This is a genomic window from Rhodopseudomonas sp. BAL398 (assembly GCF_033001325.1).
Classification (GTDB): Bacteria; Pseudomonadota; Alphaproteobacteria; order Rhizobiales; family Xanthobacteraceae; genus JARJEH01.
The window spans coordinates 1,162,325-1,180,023 of sequence record NZ_CP133111.1 but is presented as its reverse complement, the minus strand read 5'-3'; the positions used below and the strand labels follow the sequence as shown (position 1 = coordinate 1,180,023).

Genomic DNA, 17,699 nt, shown 5'->3' with positions numbered 1-17,699 from the left:
TCGCGGATCGAAAATTCTCGTGTTAGGCTTCGCCGGTCTATGGATCGCGCGCCCATGGGAGGGGGCGCAAGCAGGGGCATTGTCTGACCGTCATCGAATCCGAATAAACCGGCGTGAGACCGCGTCGCATGAAATCAGAGGGGAACGTGCAATGAAGAAACGAGCAATTCTGGTTGGTTTGGCCACGTTGATGATGACATCGGGCGCCGCAATGGCGCTTGACGTCTACACCGTGAAAATCGACGGCGGCAGGCTGATTGTTATCGGCAAGACCACCGCGCCCAACCAGGAGGTCGAACTCGTCAACACCGGTGACAAGGTCAAGAGCTCCTCGTCGCGACGCTTCCGGTTCGTGCTCAACTACCTGCCCGAAACCTGCAAGCTGAATTTCAAATCCGGAACCGAAACGCTGGACGACCGGCTAGTCGCCAATTGCGCTCCCAAGGGCGATGCCGGGCCTGCTGGTCCCGCGGGCCCCGCCGGTCCTGCTGGCCCGGCCGGACCCAAAGGAGATGCGGGACCGAAGGGTGACGTTGGCCCGAAGGGTGACGCGGGCCCCAAAGGTGATGCTGGTCCCAAGGGTGAGCCCGGTCCGAAGGGCGATACCGGACCGAAGGGCGAAACCGGGCCGAAAGGTGAAACAGGGCCAAAGGGCGAAACAGGTCCCACGGGCGAAACGGGCCCCAAGGGCGACACCGGAGCCAAAGGAGAGCCCGGCCCGAAGGGCGGCTAAGCGCCAGACTTGGGCTTGCGGGGCTTGCGTGCAAGCCCGGGCGATGCGGTCCGAGCCCAACACGGCTCGGACCAAAGCTCAGATCACCGGCTCCGGCGTCAGGCTCGCCCGCATCGCAGCGCCATCGCGGCCGGGCGATACGCCGAACAGGCGCCGGTAGTCGCGGGTGAACTGCGACGGGCTCTCATAGCCGATGGCATAGCCGACGGAGGCCACCGCGGCTTCCGTGAGCAGCAGCTGCCGCGCCTGTTGCAACCGGATCTGCTTTTGGAACTGAACCGGGGTGAGGGTCGTCACCGCCTTGAAGTGGCGGTGGAAGCTCGGGACGCTCATATGCGCCAGCGCCGCCAGATCGGCCACCCGCAGCGGGCCAGCGAAATGATCGCGGATCCAGGCGGTGGCGCGGCCGATCCGCGCGGCATGGCTTTCGGCGAGCCCGATTTGGCGTAGCGCCGGCCCGAGCCGGCCGCAGAGCAGCCGCCAGACGATCTCGCGTCGGACCAGCGGCGCCAGAATCGGCAGATCGCGTGGCGTGTCGAGCAGCGCGAACAAGCGCGCCAGCGGCTCGCACAGTTCGGCATCGAGATCCGCGGTGGTCAGCACCGAGGCGCTGGGGCTGCCGATATGGGCTTGTGACTGTTCGACCAGCAGGCCCGCGACCATCGCCGGATCGACCGTCAGGCTGAAAGCCAGATAGGGCCGCTGCAATGACGCCTCGGAAATTCGCGCGCTGACCGGCACGTCGATCGCGGCGAGCAGCCCCTGACCCGCATGATAGCGAAACGATCGCTCGCCGAGCGTGCTGACTTTCGCCCCCTGCAACACCATGCAGAACGACGGGCGATAGACCGAGCGGATGATGCCGCTCGGCGTCTCGGCCCGGCTCAGCAGCAGGCCATCGAGCGGGGTCTCGCGACCGAAACGCCGATATTGCCGATCCACCAGCGCGATGAGGCTGTCGAAAACTGTCGCCATGGCGCGGTTATATCGGATCAGGCGCCCCAACGCACGCGCCAGAACCGCGACTTGATAGGATCGGGCATAAGTCTGAGAGGATTGGCGTCGCCCCGGAGGGATCGGGCGCGGTATCAACCGCCAACCCCACCCGAACCAAGGAATCCAATCATGCGTATGCGCCAACTTGGGCCCAGCGGCCTGTTCGTCTCCGAGCTCTGCCTCGGCACCATGACATTCGGCGGCAGCGAAGGCATCTGGAGCCAGATCGGGCAGCTGCGCCAGGACGAGGCCGACGTCCTGGTCAAGACCGCGCTTGATGCCGGCATCAATTTCATCGACACCGCCAATGTCTATGCCGGCGGCGCCAGCGAGCGCATTCTGGGCCAATCACTGCAGAATCTCGGCATAGCCCGCGACGACGTGGTGATCGCCACCAAGGTCATGGGACCGATGGGCGAGGGCGCCAATGCGCGCGGCGCCTCGCGCGGTCATATCCTCAGCCAATGCAAGGCCAGCCTGCAACGGCTCGGACTGGACCATATCGATCTCTATCAGATCCACGGCTTCGACCCGGCGACGCCGATGGTCGAAACCCTGGAGGCGCTCGATAATCTGGTCCGCCATGGCCATGTTCGCTATCTCGGGCTGTCGAACTGGGCGGCGTGGCAGATCGTCAAGGCGGTCGGAATCGCCGAGGCGCGCCGCCTTGCCCCGATCCTGTCGCTGCAGGCTTACTACACGCTGGTCGGTCGCGATCTGGAACGCGAGATCGCGCCGATGCTGCGATCCGAGAAGATCGGGCTGATGGTGTGGAGCCCGCTGGCCGGCGGCTATCTGTCGGGCAAATATGACGGCGAGGGCGCCGCACCCGACGGCCGCCGCGCCAGCTTCGACTTTCCCCCGGTCGACCGCAGCCGCGGCGGCCCGGTGATCGCGGCGATGCGCGGAATCGCCGCCGCCAAGGGCTGCAGCGTCGCCCAGGTGGCGCTGGCCTGGCTGCTGCATCAGGACGTCGTCACCAGCGTCATCGTCGGCGCCAAGCGCGTCGACCAGCTCGCCGACAATATCGCGTCCACCAAGGTTACGCTCGACGCCGACGACCTCGCCCAGCTCGACGGCGTCAGCCGGCTGCCCGCCGAATATCCCGGCTGGATGCTCGAGCGCCAGAGCGCCTATCGCGCCTGACGTCGACAACCCCGATCGCGATGCGCCCGGCAGAGGGATCCCCGCCGGGCGCGAGGCCGCTTTCGCCGGTAGTAACGACACGCGGTCTGCTCCGCGAGCGTCGCCACCGCGACGAATAACCCGCTCGCGTGGCTTAAGCGGCGGAACAATCCTACCAAAGAGCTGGCCCCCAAAGCGCGACACTATCTATTTGACTTGTATACCACCTTTTGTAAGCATACTGAAATGCAAGTCGAAACTAAAAATGCCGTTGCGCCCGCCTGCGGGCTCGACACCACCTTCCGTGTACTTGGCGGGAAGTGGAAGCCATTCATCCTGTACTTCCTCTTGCCTGGCCCTAAGCGGTTCGGCGAGTTGAAAAGGTCTGTGCGTCATGCAAGCGAAAAAGTGCTGATCCAGCAGCTGAAAGAACTGGAGGCGGATGGCCTGGTCAAGCGCACGGATTACAAAGAGGTTCCGCCGCGGGTCGACTACGCACTCAGCCCCACCGGCAAAACCCTTGCACATGCGCTGGAGCCGCTTTGCAAATGGGGCGACGACAACGCCCGATTCTTCGACGGCGAGGGCAGCAAGCGTTCGCGACGCGACAAAGCCGATTTCACCTCGACGGCGGCCTTCGACAATCTCACGACGGCGGTGACCACGATCAACACGCCCATGCCGTTCCGCATCGACGAAAAGACCTTGATCGCTTGCCTGAAAGGCAAAGTGTCCGACCCGAGATGGCGGGTGTATGTGCAGGCTCTGTTCGACGAGGTGGATGTGTCCGTCATCCACAAGCTCGTGCTGGATCGACTGGTGACATTCAGCGACTTGTCGAAGGCGATCGATATCTGGCGGGTGAGGGAGTCCGAGAATGAGAGATGGGTCAGGGAAATGGCTTCCTTCGAAGTGGGAAGACCTGATGCAGAACGCCCTGATCGCCCTCGATAGCTTGCCTGGCGCGCCAGTCCTTTGGACGTTCGGCGGCGGTACGGCATTGGCGCAACTTCTGGATCATCGCATCAGCTACGACGTCGATATTTTTCTCGATTCCAGCGCTGCGTTGAAGAATTTGGCTCCCAACATCAATCCCGTGACCAAGTCGCTCTGCGACACATGGAACTGGCCGGGCAAATATCTCAAGCTTATCCTTCGCGATGTCGGCGAGATCGATTTTCTAACCGCGCCATCCTACATCGATCATCCGACTTACGCGCTTCGATTTGGCGATCGCGTGATCCGCGCTGAACGATCGGCCGAGATCGCGACCAAGAAACTGAAGTACCGAGCCTCGCGGTTCGCGCCCCGGGATGCGTACGATCTGGCGGCCATCTATTTGCACGACCACGACGCCTTACGTGAGGTTGCGCAATGCCCCGCAATCTCGGAGGCTGTGATCGCCGCTGCACGCGACCGATTGAACCATGCGAAGCACGATTATCAAGCCGAGATGCGAAAGGTGATCAACCCCACGGCTCGCGGCGAGGAGTTCATCGATCGATCTTGCGAAATTGCGCTCGATGCCCTCGCGGAGTTGAAAACGCTTGTTCCAAAGGACGACAACGCGCCCGATAACAGGCTTCGCTGATCGGTTGAAAACCGATCTGCAATGGACGAGCTGGGTGCCCGCCGCTGGCGGCGCAAGTGTCCATCCGCCAGGAACCCGAGCGCAACGCGTCTGGTCGCGCCCGCACGCGGTCCGAACGGCGGCTTAAGCGACGCCTGCCGGACGGTCGGGAGCGGCAAATCCGAGCCCGCGATAGCTTGGTCAAGCCATCGGCCCACAACCATTCGGCAATCGGACAGGCTCGCTCATGGCGGTCCTTCCGGATAGGCGCCAGACCCGCCCATGGCGGGTAATGCGACGGACGCATGTGGTGGATCCAAAATGACGGCACCGGCAGAATCGATGGCCATGGACACCGTGCCCAAGGACACCGTGCAATCCGCTTGATGAGCGCGTCGCTCTGATGTGGGGTGTTGCTCCCCACATAAGAGCGACGTGAAATCGAGAATCATCAAGGATTTCTGCGGCGGTACCACCCCATAAAGACGTCGCGCTTTTTAGAGCCAAGTGGAGGAGTTGGCGTAACGAACGATGGCCTAAGACCTTCGCGCAGAGCCAGAAAGACAGATAGGAGGCTTTGGAACTACAGCTTCACGCCGACGCTCGCCAGGAAGCTTTCCATCCGGTCATCGACCTCAGCCTTCGTCTCCGCCCACGCTGGGAACGAACGCAGAAGGTTGTCGTGCCAAGCGATCAGGTTCGGAAACTCTTCGAACGGAAACTTCGCGCGACCGGCCTGGGAAAAGGGCGCCGCAATATCGATGTCGGCAAAGGTCAATGCATTGCCGACCATGAACTTGCGGCCTTCAAGATGCCGGTCGAGCACCTTCGCTGCGGCGCGGATCTTGCCCTCAGCAAACGCGACGAGAGACTCTTCCTTCGGTAAGCCCATAACCGTCTTCGCCACGCGCTCGTCGAAGACAGTGGTGGTGAAGGTGCGCCACTGTTCACCCGACCAAAACATCCACTGAAGAACCTGGAAGCGCTCCTCTCGGGTGACACCGACCAACGGCGAATTCACCTTCCCGGCAAGATACAGATTGATCGCCGAAGCTTCCCAGAGAATGGTGTCTCCATCCTCAAGAACCGGCGTCAGGCCATGGGGATTGAGGCGTGATTTGAACTCGTCGGTCTGGCTCTCGCCTTTGAAGAGGTCCACATTAACGCGTTCGAGTTCGATGCCCATGATCTTCGCCGCCGTGCTCACGCGACGCAGACTTCCCGAGCCCGCGTCACCATAAATCTTCATCGCCATGACTTTTCGCTTTCGGTTCGCGGCCCGGGACGGGCGGCCTAGAAAGAGCTCTCACATTCTATTGGCGAATGAAATTGAGCCAGTTAGAATGCCATCTATTCCATTCTGGAATTGATCGGGATCAGCGATGGATAGGCTGGATGCGATGAGGATGTTCGTGCGCGTTGTCGAAAGCGGAAGCTTTTCGCAGGCGGCGCGTGACTTGAACGTCAGCCAACCCACCGTCAGCAAACAGCTCGCCGCGCTTGAATTGCGGCTCGGGACGCAACTGCTGTCGAGAAACTCCCGTGCTCTCGCCGTGACGCCCGCAGGACAGGACTATTACGAGGCCACCGTCCGCATCCTTCAGGATATCGACCTCGTCGAAGAGAGAATCCTCGAGGGGCAGGCGGCCCCTTCGGGGCTGGTCCGCGTGACGCTCTCGCCGGCGTTCGGGAGAATGTTCGTCATCCCCCGGCTGCCGGACTTCAGGCGCCGTTTCCCTGACGTCGCGATCGAGATGGAAATCTCGGGGCGACACGTCGATCTGATCGAGGAGGCAATGGATGTCGCAATCCGTATCGGTCGGCTCTCCGATTCAGCGCTCGTCGCCCGGCGCATCGGCGACATGCGGATGATGACCGTGGCCTCCGCCGGCTATCTTGCCCAACATGGCACGCCGCAAACGGTCGACGAACTGCGTGACCACCAGCGTGTCAGCTACATCTACCAAGGGGATATCATCGGGTGGGGTTTCCAGGTTGACGGCCGACCGGTCACGGTCGACGGAGGGGGAGCGTTCCGCACCAATGACGCCGAGCATGTCCGCGGCGCAGTCCTCGCGGGCCTTGGCATCGCCCACCATGCGAGTTGGTTGTTCACGGATGTGGTGGCCTCTGGCGAGGTTGTACGAATTCTGGATCAGCATGCGCCGCCGTCCTTTCCGATCAACGCAGTGACCGCTGCCGGGCGACGCATGCCTTCGCGAGTGCGGCAGTTCATCGATTTTCTCGCTTCGATTTGCGCCGAAGAGCCGGAATTGAAGGTCGGGGACGGCTAGGGCAAGGCAGCTCAACTTCGTCCCGCCGAAAGCGCGACGGTCTTATGGGGTGCGTCGCGACGTTCATTTGGGATGAAGCGAGATTTTATGGGGTGGTCCGCCAGGCATGCCAACACCCGACCGCAGCTTCATATCCTTGATTCGCATAAGGTATATTATGGAATATTTTGATCCGCAAAACAAACCAATGGCTTACCGCGAGATCTTACGAACCGGCATCAGCTCGGCAGCGGCGGACGGCTTTTGCGCGCCGTCGCCGGTCAGGCCGCGGCCTGCGGACGCCGCAGGCCGATCTCCAAGGACGGCAGCCAGCGCAGCGGCCGTCGCCGTCCTTTGGTCTGACGGTCCCGGAAATTGCTTGACCGGAACCGGATTGAATGATGACCAGAGGCCCGGTGCTTTGTAGGGTCGATCTTACAACAAGAAACCATCGCAGGGAGATTTCGGATGAGCGTTTCACGTCGGACATTGTTGAAGGCATCGGCGGCAGCGACCGTCATCGGCGGCGTCGGCGCGCCGTGGGTGGCGCGGGCGGCGGAGGCCGAGTTCAAATACAAATACGCCAACAACCTGCCCGACACCCATCCGATGAATATCCGCGCCCGGGAGATGGCCGCGGCGATCAAGACCCAGACCAATGGCCGGGTCGATATCCAGATTTTCCCGAGCAACCAGCTTGGCTCCGACACCGACATGCTGAGCCAGATCCGCTCCGGCGGCGTCGAGTTCTTCACGCTGTCCGGCCTGATCCTGGCGACGCTGGTGCCGGCGGCCTCGATCAACGGCATCGGCTTCGCGTTTCCGGATTACGCCACCGTGTGGAAGGCGATGGACGGCGAGCTCGGCGCCCATGTGCGCGGCGAAATCGCCAAGGCCAATCTGGTGGTGATGGACAAGATCTGGGACAACGGCTTCCGCCAGACCACGTCGTCGACCAAGCCGATCACCGGGCCCGACGATTTCAAGGGCTTCAAGATCCGGGTGCCGGTGTCGCCGCTGTGGACCTCGATGTTCAAGGCGTTCGACGCCTCGCCGGCCTCGATCAATTTCAGCGAAGTCTATTCGGCGCTGCAGACCAAGGTGGTCGAGGGCCAGGAGAACCCGCTGGCGATCATCTCCACCGCCAAGCTCTATGAAGTGCAGAAATACTGCTCGCTGACCAACCACATGTGGGACGGATTCTGGTTCCTCGCCAATAAGCGCGCCTGGGAACGGCTGCCGGACGATCTGCGCGTCATCGTCGCCAAGAACATCAACGAGGCCGGGCTGAAGCAGCGCGGCGACGTCGAAAAGCTCAATGCCGGACTGCAGCAGGATCTGGCCGGCAAGGGGCTCGTCTTCAACCCGCCGACCATCGCGCCATTCCGCGACAAGCTGCGCACCGCCGGCTTCTATGCCGAGTGGAAGGGCAAATATGGCGACCAGGCCTGGGGACTGCTGGAAAAGGCCGTCGGCAAATTGGCGTAACGTCGCGGCATGGCTGACGCCGAACTGACGCAACTGGCCGGTGGAGCGGGGCGCCCTGCTCTCCACCGCCGCTCCGTGACCGAGCTGCTCGACCGCGGGCTCGGCGCGCTGGTCGAGATTCCCGCGGCCATGCTGGTGGTCGCGGAGATCGTCGTGCTGTTTGCCGGCGTGGTGTCGCGCTACGGCTTTCACGCGCCGTTGATCTGGTCCGACGAGTTGGCCTCGATCCTGTTTCTGTGGCTGGCGATGCTTGGCGCCGTGGTGGCGTTTCGGCGCGGCGAACATATGCGGATGACGGCTTTGGTCGCCATCGCGCGCCCGCAGCGCCGCGCCTTCCTCGACATGGTGGCGACCTGCGCGGCGCTGGCGTTCCTGCTGCTGATCGCCTGGCCGTCCTGGGACTACGCTTACGAGGAAACCTTCATCACCACGCCGGCGCTGCAGATCTCCAATGTCTGGCGCGCCGCGGCGCTGCCGGTTGGCATCGGCCTGATGGCGCTGTTTGCGCTACTGCGGCTGGTGCGGATCGGCAATCCGCGGCTGGTATTTGGCGCGGTGCTGACGGTGGCGGTGCTGATCGGCGCGTTCTGGCTGGCGCAGCCCTGGCTGCGGCCGCTCGGCAATCTCAATCTGCTGATCTTCTTTGTCGGCGTCGCCGGCGCCTGCGTGTTCGCCGGCGTGCCGATCGCGTTCGGCTTTGGCCTGGCGATCTACGGTTATCTGGCGCTGACCACGCACACGCCGCTGATGGTGCTGGTCGGCCGGATCGACGAGGGCATGAGCCATCTGATCCTGCTGGCGGTGCCGCTGTTCGTGTTTCTCGGCCTGCTGATCGAGATGACCGGGATGGCGCGCGCCATGGTGGCGTTCCTGGCCAGCCTGCTCGGCCATGTCCGCGGCGGGCTGCATTACGTGCTGGTCGGCGCGATGTATCTGGTGTCCGGGATTTCCGGCTCCAAGGCCGCCGACATGGCGGCGGTGGCGCCGGTGCTGTTTCCCGAGATGAAGGCGCGCGGCGCCAAGCCGGGCGATCTGGTCGCCCTGCTCGCCGCCACCGGCGCCCAGACCGAAACGATTCCGCCGAGCCTGGTGCTGATCACCATCGGCTCGGTCACCGGCGTCTCGATCGCGGCGCTGTTCACAGGTGGTCTGCTACCCGGCGTGGTGCTGGCGATCACGCTGTGCATGCTGGTGTGGTGGCGCTATCGCCACGAGGACCTCAGCCATGTCACCAAGGCCAGTGGCGGCCAGATCCTGAAAACCTTTATCATCGCCCTGCCCGCATTGGCGCTGCCTTTCGTGATCCGCGCCGCGGTGGTCGAGGGCGTCGCCACCGCGACCGAGGTCTCGACCATCGGCATCGTCTACGCGCTGGCGGCGGGACTACTGATCTACCGTCGCTTCGACTGGCGCCGGCTGCTGCCGATGCTGATCGAGACCGCCAGCCTGTCGGGCGCGATCCTGCTGATCATCGGCACCGCGACCGGGATGGCGTGGGGCCTGACCCAGTCCGGCTTTTCGCGAGCGCTGGCCAGCGCAATGACCGGCCTGCCCGGCGGTCCGCCGACCTTCCTGGCGGTGTCGATCGTCGCTTTCGTCATCCTGGGCAGCGTGCTCGAAGGTATTCCCGCCATCGTGCTGTTCGGGCCGCTGCTGTTTCCGATCGCGCGGGCGGTCGGAGTCCATGAGGTGCACTACGCGATGGTCATCATTCTGGCGATGGGCATCGGCTTGTTCGCGCCGCCATTCGGAGTAGGCTATTATGCGGCCTGCGCGATCGGTCGGGTCGATCCGGCGGAAGGTATCCGACCGATCTGGGGCTACATGCTGGCGCTGCTGATCGGCCTGATGCTGGTCGCGGCGTTTCCCTGGATCTCGATCGGTTTCTTGTAGCCGACACGTGAGTTGAGAAAGCGCCCGCATTGTTTTGAAGTGAAAAGGCAGTCGTCATGAGCACCGCGCAAGGGCCTTACAGCATCGGATTGGACAAGACGCCAGCGAACTTCGTGGCGCTGTCGCCGCTGAGTTTTCTCGAGCGCACCGCCAACATTTATCCGAACCACACCAGCGCGGTCTATGAGGGCCGGCATTTCACCTGGGCCGAGACGAGAGACCGCTGCCGGCGCTTCGCCTCCTGGCTGGTGCGGCGCGGCATCGGCCGCGGCGACACCGTGGCGGCGATGTTGCCGAATATCCCGGCGATGAACGAAGTGCATTTCGCGGTGCCGATGGCCGGCGCGGTGCTCAACGCGCTCAACATCCGGCTCGATGCCGCCTCGATCGCGTTCCAGCTCGATCATGGCGGCGCCAAGATCATCCTGGTCGATCCGGAATTCTCAGCCGTGGTCGCCGAGGCGCTGAAATTGATGTATGGGCCAAAGCCGCAGGTGATCGACGTCGACGACCCGACCTTTCCCGGCGGCAAGCGGATCGGCGAACTCGAATATGAATATGCGGTCGCCTCCGGCGATCCCGGCTTTGTCGGCGTGCGGCCGCAGGACGAATGGGACGCCATCGCGCTGGGCTACACCTCGGGCACCACCGGCAATCCCAAGGGCGTGGTGACGCATCATCGCGGCGCCTATCTCAACGCCGTCAGCAATATCCTCGCCGCCAATCTCGGCCAGCACCCGGTCTATCTGTGGACGCTGCCGATGTTTCACTGCAACGGCTGGTGCTTCCCCTGGACCATGGCGGCCGCGGCCGGCATCAATGTCTGCCTGCGCAAAGTCGACCCGGCCAAGATCTTCGAGCTGATCGCCCGCCACGGCGTCACCCACATGGCCGGCGCGCCGATCGTCTACAACACGCTGATCAATGCCGCCGGCGCCCCCAAGGCCTCCGCCGCCCACAAAGTGGTCGGGCTGATCGCCGGTGCCGCGCCGCCGGTCGCGGTGCTGGCCGGCGCGGAAAATATCGGCATCAAGCTGACCCATGTCTATGGCCTGACCGAGGTCTATGGGCCGGCGGCGGTGTGCGCCGAACAGCCCGGCTGGGACGATCTGCCGGTCGCCGAGCGCGCCCAGCTGAAGCGCCGCCAGGGCGTGCCCTATCCGCTGCAGGAAGCCGTCACCGTGCTCGATCCGGAGACCATGATCGAGGTGCCGCGCGACGGCGAGACCATCGGCGAGGTCATGTTCCGCGGCAATATCGTGATGAAGGGCTATCTCAAGAACGAGAAGGCCACCAAGGAAGCGCTGGCCGGCGGTTGGTTTCACACCGGCGATCTCGGCGTGCTCGACGAGCACGGCTACGTCATCATCAAGGACCGCTCCAAGGACATCATCATCTCGGGCGGCGAGAACGTCTCCTCGGTCGAGGTCGAGGACATCCTCTACAAGCACCCGGCGATCCTGTTCGCCGCGGTGGTGGCCAAGCCCGACGCCAAATGGGGCGAAGTGCCCTGCGCCTTCATCGAACTGAAGGAAGGCGCGCATGCGACAGAGGCCGAGATCATCGCCTATTGCCGCGAACATATGCCGGGCTTCAAGACCCCGAAGGTCGTGGTGTTCTCCGAGATCCCGAAAACCTCGACCGGCAAGATTCAGAAATTCATGCTGCGCGATCAGGTGAAGTCGGCGAAGGCGATTTCGGAGTAAGCGCGCTGCCCTCCTCACTACCGCATGATGGGCTGGCGAAAAGGTCCTGGAATGGTCATCAATTCCACCGATCTCGCGCCCCGCGCCCTCACGACATCACTCGCTCCGAGTGCGGCGGTACGCATCGAGTCTGTGAATTCACAGCCGCCCTTGGGCGGCTTTTTGTTGGTCGCATCAGTTAGGCGAATGCCGTTTGCTGGCCTGACCGGTGCTGAGCGTGGAGCCCTGGGTGTCTGCTATTGGCTGTGGAACAGACATGCGGCGCAAGCGGGTGGAGGACTGAAATTGACCCATAGCGGTCAGATGCAGTCGGCGATAAAATAGCAGCGGGACAAACGGAAAGTCCAACCCATGGCGTTCTGGACAGCGGTCGCAGTTGCTTTGGTGATCGCCTATCTTCTCGGCTCGATACCCACGGGCTACTTGGCAGGGAAAATGCTAAGGGGCCTCGACATTCGAGAGCATGGCTCCAAGTCAACTGGAGCAACGAATGTGTTGCGGACGCTTGGCAAATGGCCAGCCTTGGCTGTGCTTGTCGGCGATGTGCTAAAAGGCGTCTGTGCCGTTGGCGTCGCCCGCTCATTTTGTCCCTGGCTCTATGCGCTGCTATCTCCGACGCCGCCGACGGCAATTGGTGTTCAAACGTGGGTGGCGTGGATCGTTTGTCTGGCTGGAATTGCAGTTCTCGTGGGACATAGCCGCTCGATCTGGCTGAATTTCACCGGCGGCAAGTCGGCAGCAACCGGGCTCGGCGTGTTGCTGGCGATGTCGTGGCCCGTTGGGCTGGGTGCCGCAATAATTTTTGGCGGTGTGCTCGCTATAGCCAGAATTGTCTCCCTCAGCTCGATCCTTGCCGCGTTGACGGCAATCGCTCTCGTTTGCGTTTTTGAGAATCCCTTGCCGTATAGGTTGCTAGTGGCCTGCGGCGGCCTGTACGTGATCGCTCGCCATCGCGCTAACATTCAAAGGCTGTTGGCGGGTACAGAACCACGTCTGGGGCAGAGTGGACACAATGTGAATGCGGGGAAAACTCAAGTCTAATGCGAGCAATGTGACTTGGTCCGCTTCTGGCCCTTTTCGGACCAGGCGCGATGTCCGTCTTTTGACCGCTTTTGGTCGAGAAGCTGGGGTCTGCGCTGGGGGGCGTGCGGGAAGCGAGCGTGACTCGCTCGCATCCGTCGCGAAGCGCGAACGCTGCCCGCAGCCGATTCTTTCTCGCCGCAGCAGCGCGCGTTCAGGCGTCGAGCCTCCTGGTCGGTTTCTGGGTGTCGGACACGTCGGTCTATCTCCGCGCTCAGCCCACCACCAGCCGCATCCCGTCAAACCCCGGCACGACACCCACCGGCAGTTGCCTGCGCAGCACTTCGTAGTCGATATCGGCGTGCATGTTGGTGATCACCGCGCGCTTCGGCTTGAAGCGGTCGATCCAGGAGAGCGCATCGCTGACGCTGAAATGGCTGCCGTGCTGCACCTGGAACGCCGACGGCGTCAGGGGACCGCTAGCGCCGGCGGCTGGTTTCACACCGGCGATCTCGGCGTGCTCGACGAGCACGGCTACGTCATCATCAAGGACCGCTCCAAGGACATCATCATCTCGGGCGGCGAGAACGTCTCCTCGGTCGAGGTCGAGGACATCCTCTACAAGCACCCGGCGATCCTGTTCGCCGCGGTGGTCGCCAAGCCCGACGCCAAATGGGGCGAAGTGCCCTGCGCCTTCATCGAACTGAAGGAAGGCGCGCATGCGACAGAGGCCGAGATCATCGCCTATTGCCGCGAACATATGCCGGGCTTCAAGACCCCGAAGGTGGTGGTGTTCTCCGAGATCCCGAAAACCTCGACCGGCAAGATCCAGAAATTCATGCTGCGCGATCAGGTGAAGTCGGCCAAGGCGATTTCGGAGTAGGCTGCGGATCACGACAAAGGGCCAATTGCGTTCAAAGCGCCGACGAGTTACTCCGAATCACACCCGCATCCGCACCGCGGCGGCGAACAGCGTCAGCGGGAAATTGTAAGAGAGCGGTCCGATAGGCGGCGACGATGCGAGGCGACGGCAGATGCCACGCCCGCGATCGGCGGACGACCGTGTCGTTAACGATTTGTTAACCATTCGCCGTTAACCATGTTGTTCTCATATCTCACAATGTGCCGCGTACCTGCGCACATTCGCTCAAGCGTGAGGAGCTTCTTTGTGGAACAAGGAAACCTCTCATGCGCAGCCCCGTTCGCCGCCTCCCTGCCCGACTCGGCGCACCTGTCTGCTTTGGCGGCGGTTGGGCCCGGCGCCTGCTTCGCCCGGCCTGCCTGGCGGCGCTGATCGCGCCATCGGCTGCATGGGCACAAATTCCTAATCTCGGCAGCGCGGCGAATTTCGCGGTGCTGGCAGGATCGTCGGTAAACAACACCGGCCCAACGGTTCTAATCGGAAGCCTCGGTCTGAGCCCCGGCAGCGCTGTGACCGGCTTTCCGCCCGGAATGGTGACTGCGCCCGGCGGCATCTATATCGGCGACGCCATCGCGATCCAGGCCCAGATCGATCTGGCAAGCGGCTACAACGCCATCGCCAGCCGGCCCACCACCGGCGATCTGACCGGACAAGATCTCGGCGGCCTGACGCTGACCCCCGGCGTCTACAATTTTGCATCGTCGGCCCAGCTCACCGGCGCGCTAACGCTCAACGCGCTCGGCAATCCGAACGCGATCTTCATCTTCAATGTCGGCAGTTCGCTGACCACCGGAAGCGCCGCAAGCGTCACCGTGATCGGCGGCGGACTCGGCAGCAATGTGTATTGGCGCGTCGGCAGTTCGGCGACGCTCGGCACCACGACCTCGTTCGTCGGCGACATCCTGGCGCTGAGCAGCATTACGCTCAACACCGGCGCCAACATCACTTGCGGCAGCGCGCTGGCCCGCAACGGTGCGGTGACGCTCGATACCAACCAGATCTCGACGCGCAACCTGTCGCCATGCGCGGTGGCGCCGCTGCTACCGACAACGCCGGTGACGACCCCGGGAACAACACCCACGACGACCCCGGGATCGGGCACGACCCCGACGCCGGTGCAGGGCGTGACTGCCGCCATCAACGCCGCCTTCGCCAATGCGATCGGCGCCGGCAATTCGATCTCCAGCGCATTTCCGGAGGCGTTCCTGTTGTTGGCCGGTCTCAGTCCAACCGCGCAGGCAATGGTATTGCGGCAGCTGACCGGCGAAGCCAGCACCGGCACGGCGCAATCCGGCATCCGCGCCATGGATTCTTTCCTCTCGATGGTGCTCAATCCCTTCGCCGGCAGCATCCTGTCCGAAGGCCGCATCGGCTTCGGGCCCTCGGTGCCGGTGGTGCGAACGCTGGGGTATGCGGCGCAGCATATGATCACCAAGGCCCCTGCCAGTGCGGCGATCGATGGCACGCTGGACCGCGGCCTCGAACCGCGCAATTGGGCGGTGTGGGGCGGCGCCTATGGTGGCCGAACCTTGACCAGGGGCGATTCCGTCGCCGACACCACCGACCGCACCAGCCGCGCCTATGGCTTCGCGGCAGGGCTGGATTATCGAATCCTCCCCAGCACCATTGTGGGCTTTGCGCTGGGCGGCGGCGGCACCAATTATGCGCTGGCGGACGGCTTCGGCGGCGGCCGCAGCGACATGTTCCAGTCCGCGATCTATGCCTCGACCCGGATCGATGCGGCCTATGTGTCGGCGGCGCTGGCCTATGCTTGGCACGATGTCACCACCGATCAATACCTCTCCGTGCTCGGTGATCACCTCAACGCCAACTACCATGCCAACAATTTCGGCGCCCGGATCGAGGGCGGCTATCGCTTCGCCGTGCCGGTTCTGCCGACGATCCCGGACTTCGGCGTCACGCCCTATGGCGCCTTGCAGGCGCAGGCGTTCCGCACGCCGGCCTACAGCGAGAACAGCAATTCGCCACTGGCGCGCAGCTATGAGGCTCACACCGTAAACGCCACCCGGACGGAAATAGGCGCGTGGTTCGACCAGTCCGCACCGCTCGCCGACGGCGATCTCCTGATCCTGCGCAGCCGCGCAGCCTGGGCCCATGACCAGATTTCGGCCCCGATCATGAATGCGTCGTTCGTGACGCTGGCGGGTAGCGGCTTCAGCGTGATGGGGGCGCAATCGTCCGGTGACCTGCTGCTCGCCACCGCCGGCGCCGAGTTGCGGTTTCGCAACGGCTTCTCGGTGGCGCTGCAGTTCGACGGCGAGTTCGCCGATCGCACCACCACCTATCAGGGCCGCGGGCGGGTTGGTTACACCTGGTAGCGCCCGGGCCTGCGATCAGCTCAGGACACCGCGGCATCATCCAGCGTCAGCCGCATCCCGTCAAAACCCGGCACCACGCCTGCCGGCAGCTGCCCGCGCAGCACTTCGTAGTCGATGTCGGCGTGCATATTGGTGATCACCGCGCGCTTCGGCTTGAAGCGCTCGATCCAGCTCAGCGCGTCGCTGACGCTGAAATGGCTGCCGTGCTGCTTGTAGCGCAGCCCGTCGATGATCCACAGATCGAGCCCCTCGAGCTGCGGCCAACTCTGCGGCGGAATGTCGTTGACGTCGGGGGTGTAGGCGGCGTTGCCGATCCGGTAGCCCAGCGCGATGATATCGCCGTGCTGCACCTGGAACGCCGACAGCGTCAGCGCCCCGCCCGGGCCGTCGATGACGCGGCTTTCGCCGGCCTCGATCTCGCGGGCATCGAGAATCGCCGGATAGGAACTGCCCGGCGCCTGCTCGAAGCAATAGGTGAAGCGCAGCAGGATATGCGCCGCGGTCGCCTGATTGAGATAGACCGGAATCCGCGTGCGCTGAGACATCACCACCGAGCGCAGATCGTCGATGCCATGGGTCTGGTCGGCGTGTTCGTGGGTCAGGAACACGGCGTCGATATGCTCGACATTGGCGTCGATCAGCTGCTCGCGCAGATCCGGCGAGGTGTCGATCACCACGCGGGTGATGCCGTCGGGTGAGGCCAGCTCGGCCATCAGCGAGCAGCGGCGGCGGCGGTTTTTCGGATTGGCCGGATCGCAGGCGCCCCAGCCCAGCGCCGGGCGCGGCACGCCGGCGGAGGAGCCGCTGCCCAAAATGGTGAGCGTCAGGGTCATACGACACCCTCCGGTGCTGGCACCTTGGAAAACAGACGAAAGAAATTCTGCGTGGTCTGGCGGGCGATCTCGTCGAGCGACACGCCGCGGACCTCCGCCAGCACCTTGGCGGTCTCGACCACATAAGACGGCTCGTTGCGCTTGCCGCGAAATTTGCCGGGGGCCAGATAGGGCGAGTCGGTTTCGACCAGGATGCGGTCGGCCGGCAATTCGGCGGCGAGATCGCGCAAGGCCTGCGATTTCTTGAAGGTCAGGATGCCGGTGAAGCCGATCGACAGGCCGAGATCGATCGCCTGCAAAGCGAGGTCGCGGCCGCCGGTGTAGCAATGCAGCACGGCGCGGAACGGCCCCTTGGCCATCTCGTCCTCGAGGATCTTGCCGCAATCGACATCAGCCTCGCGGGTATGGATCACCAGCGGCAGGCCGGTGGCCCGGGCCGCGGCGATATGGGCACGAAACCCCCTCGCCTGCGCCTCGGGAGAGCCGTGATCGTAGAAGTAATCGAGGCCGGCTTCACCCAGCGCCACCACCTTGGGATGCCTGGTGAGCTCGATCAACTCCTCAGCCGGGATGCCGTCTTCCTCGTCGACGTGATGCGGATGGGTGCCGACCGAGCAATAGACATTGGGGAAACGCTCGCTGATCGCCAGCAACTCCGGCAACCGCCGCACCCGTGTCGAGATCGTCACCATCCGGGCGACGCCGGCGGCATGGGCGCGCGCGACCAGGCCGTCGAGATCCTCGGCGAAATCCGGGAATTCCAGATGGCAATGGCTGTCGATCAGCATCGGCGGTTGATCG

The 17,699-nt window shown here is 63.6% G+C and carries 14 protein-coding genes and 2 pseudogenes; 11 read left to right on the top strand and 5 right to left on the bottom strand.

The features are described from left to right. Positions 1–151 precede the first annotated feature (151 nt). Positions 152–733 (top strand): collagen-like protein, encoded by a 582-nt coding sequence (locus RBJ75_RS05530; protein ID WP_044411987.1) that lies wholly within the window; start codon positions 152–154, stop codon positions 731–733. Between the two features lie 78 nt (positions 734–811). Here RBJ75_RS05530 and RBJ75_RS05525 read toward each other — a convergent pair whose 3' ends face one another. Then, positions 812–1,708: an AraC family transcriptional regulator gene (locus tag RBJ75_RS05525; RefSeq protein WP_044411990.1), complete on the bottom strand. Its 897-nt coding sequence runs from the start codon at positions 1,706–1,708 to the stop codon at positions 812–814. A gap of 150 nt (positions 1,709–1,858) precedes the next feature. Between RBJ75_RS05525 and RBJ75_RS05520 the strand changes: the two genes are divergently transcribed. The 3 genes from RBJ75_RS05520 to RBJ75_RS05510 all read left to right on the top strand — a co-directional run bounded on the left by RBJ75_RS05520 (position 1,859) and on the right by RBJ75_RS05510 (position 4,445). Beyond that, the gene (locus RBJ75_RS05520) at positions 1,859–2,875 is read left to right on the top strand and encodes an aldo/keto reductase (RefSeq protein WP_044411993.1); all 1,017 of its coding nucleotides are present in this window, start codon (positions 1,859–1,861) and stop codon (positions 2,873–2,875) included. 225 nt (positions 2,876–3,100) lie between these two features. Further along, positions 3,101–3,808, top strand: coding sequence for a winged helix-turn-helix transcriptional regulator (locus tag RBJ75_RS05515; RefSeq protein ID WP_080901043.1), 708 nt, complete (start codon positions 3,101–3,103; stop codon positions 3,806–3,808). Continuing rightward, positions 3,780–4,445, top strand: a complete 666-nt coding sequence (locus RBJ75_RS05510) for a nucleotidyl transferase AbiEii/AbiGii toxin family protein (RefSeq protein WP_052628943.1) — start codon at positions 3,780–3,782, stop codon at positions 4,443–4,445. Before RBJ75_RS05515 ends, RBJ75_RS05510 begins: the two co-directional genes overlap by 29 nt. A gap of 562 nt (positions 4,446–5,007) precedes the next feature. Here the strand turns inward: RBJ75_RS05510 and RBJ75_RS05505 are convergent. Continuing rightward, positions 5,008–5,679 carry a glutathione S-transferase family protein gene (locus RBJ75_RS05505; protein WP_044411996.1) on the bottom strand — a complete coding sequence of 224 codons (672 nt, stop codon included), beginning with the start codon at positions 5,677–5,679 and terminating at the stop codon, positions 5,008–5,010. Between the two features lie 127 nt (positions 5,680–5,806). Here RBJ75_RS05505 and RBJ75_RS05500 point away from each other — a divergent pair, with 127 nt between their 5' ends. The 5 genes from RBJ75_RS05500 (at position 5,807) to plsY (ending at position 12,825) form a co-directional block, all read left to right on the top strand. Next, positions 5,807–6,718 carry a LysR family transcriptional regulator gene (locus tag RBJ75_RS05500; RefSeq protein ID WP_044411999.1) on the top strand — a complete coding sequence of 304 codons (912 nt, stop codon included), beginning with the start codon at positions 5,807–5,809 and terminating at the stop codon, positions 6,716–6,718. A 447-nt stretch (positions 6,719–7,165) separates the two neighbouring features. Further along, positions 7,166–8,185, top strand: coding sequence for a TRAP transporter substrate-binding protein (locus RBJ75_RS05495; protein ID WP_044412002.1), 1,020 nt, complete (start codon positions 7,166–7,168; stop codon positions 8,183–8,185). Positions 8,186–8,194: 9 nt separating this feature from the next. Next, the gene (locus RBJ75_RS05490) at positions 8,195–10,078 is read left to right on the top strand and encodes a TRAP transporter large permease subunit (RefSeq protein WP_044412005.1); all 1,884 of its coding nucleotides are present in this window, start codon (positions 8,195–8,197) and stop codon (positions 10,076–10,078) included. 56 nt (positions 10,079–10,134) lie between these two features. After that, positions 10,135–11,784, top strand: coding sequence for an acyl-CoA synthetase (locus RBJ75_RS05485; RefSeq protein ID WP_276156223.1), 1,650 nt, complete (start codon positions 10,135–10,137; stop codon positions 11,782–11,784). 351 nt (positions 11,785–12,135) lie between these two features. Next, positions 12,136–12,825, top strand: coding sequence for a glycerol-3-phosphate 1-O-acyltransferase PlsY (gene plsY, locus RBJ75_RS05480; protein WP_044412823.1), 690 nt, complete (start codon positions 12,136–12,138; stop codon positions 12,823–12,825). 253 nt (positions 12,826–13,078) lie between these two features. Here plsY and RBJ75_RS05475 read toward each other — a convergent pair. After that, positions 13,079–13,252: pseudogene (locus RBJ75_RS05475) on the bottom strand (MBL fold metallo-hydrolase); the annotation flags it as partial. A 30-nt stretch (positions 13,253–13,282) separates the two neighbouring features. Here RBJ75_RS05475 and RBJ75_RS05470 point away from each other — a divergent pair. Further along, a pseudogene (locus RBJ75_RS05470) lies at positions 13,283–13,687 on the top strand (AMP-binding enzyme); the annotation flags it as partial. 305 nt (positions 13,688–13,992) lie between these two features. After that, complete coding sequence (locus RBJ75_RS05465) at positions 13,993–16,065, top strand: ice-binding family protein (RefSeq protein WP_080901199.1); 2,073 nt, start codon at positions 13,993–13,995, stop codon at positions 16,063–16,065. 20 nt (positions 16,066–16,085) lie between these two features. On the opposite strand, the gene RBJ75_RS05460 is transcribed toward RBJ75_RS05465, so the two are convergent. Further along, the gene (locus tag RBJ75_RS05460) at positions 16,086–16,898 is read right to left on the bottom strand and encodes an MBL fold metallo-hydrolase (RefSeq protein ID WP_044416378.1); all 813 of its coding nucleotides are present in this window, start codon (positions 16,896–16,898) and stop codon (positions 16,086–16,088) included. Further along, positions 16,895–17,686 carry a TatD family hydrolase gene (locus tag RBJ75_RS05455; protein ID WP_044416380.1) on the bottom strand — a complete coding sequence of 264 codons (792 nt, stop codon included), beginning with the start codon at positions 17,684–17,686 and terminating at the stop codon, positions 16,895–16,897. Before RBJ75_RS05455 ends, RBJ75_RS05460 begins: the two co-directional genes overlap by 4 nt. Between the last annotated feature and the right edge of the window lie 13 nt (positions 17,687–17,699).

Bases quoted from the DNA above. Each gene is read 5' to 3' on its own strand.
- RBJ75_RS05465 (WP_080901199.1), top strand. From the start codon at position 13,993: ATGCGCAGCCCCGTTCGCCGCCTCCCTGCCCGACTCGGCGCACCTGTC.
- RBJ75_RS05490 (WP_044412005.1), top strand. From the start codon at position 8,195: ATGGCTGACGCCGAACTGACGCAACTGGCCGGTGGAGCGGGGCGCCCT.
- RBJ75_RS05525 (WP_044411990.1), bottom strand. From the start codon at position 1,708: ATGGCGACAGTTTTCGACAGCCTCATCGCGCTGGTGGATCGGCAATAT.
- RBJ75_RS05530 (WP_044411987.1), top strand. From the start codon at position 152: ATGAAGAAACGAGCAATTCTGGTTGGTTTGGCCACGTTGATGATGACA.
- RBJ75_RS05485 (WP_276156223.1), top strand. From the start codon at position 10,135: ATGAGCACCGCGCAAGGGCCTTACAGCATCGGATTGGACAAGACGCCA.
- RBJ75_RS05505 (WP_044411996.1), bottom strand. From the start codon at position 5,679: ATGGCGATGAAGATTTATGGTGACGCGGGCTCGGGAAGTCTGCGTCGC.
- plsY (WP_044412823.1), top strand. From the start codon at position 12,136: ATGGCGTTCTGGACAGCGGTCGCAGTTGCTTTGGTGATCGCCTATCTT.
- RBJ75_RS05460 (WP_044416378.1), bottom strand. From the start codon at position 16,898: ATGACCCTGACGCTCACCATTTTGGGCAGCGGCTCCTCCGCCGGCGTG.
- RBJ75_RS05515 (WP_080901043.1), top strand. From the start codon at position 3,101: ATGCAAGTCGAAACTAAAAATGCCGTTGCGCCCGCCTGCGGGCTCGAC.
- RBJ75_RS05495 (WP_044412002.1), top strand. From the start codon at position 7,166: ATGAGCGTTTCACGTCGGACATTGTTGAAGGCATCGGCGGCAGCGACC.
- RBJ75_RS05520 (WP_044411993.1), top strand. From the start codon at position 1,859: ATGCGTATGCGCCAACTTGGGCCCAGCGGCCTGTTCGTCTCCGAGCTC.
- RBJ75_RS05510 (WP_052628943.1), top strand. From the start codon at position 3,780: ATGCAGAACGCCCTGATCGCCCTCGATAGCTTGCCTGGCGCGCCAGTC.
- RBJ75_RS05455 (WP_044416380.1), bottom strand. From the start codon at position 17,686: ATGCTGATCGACAGCCATTGCCATCTGGAATTCCCGGATTTCGCCGAG.
- RBJ75_RS05500 (WP_044411999.1), top strand. From the start codon at position 5,807: ATGGATAGGCTGGATGCGATGAGGATGTTCGTGCGCGTTGTCGAAAGC.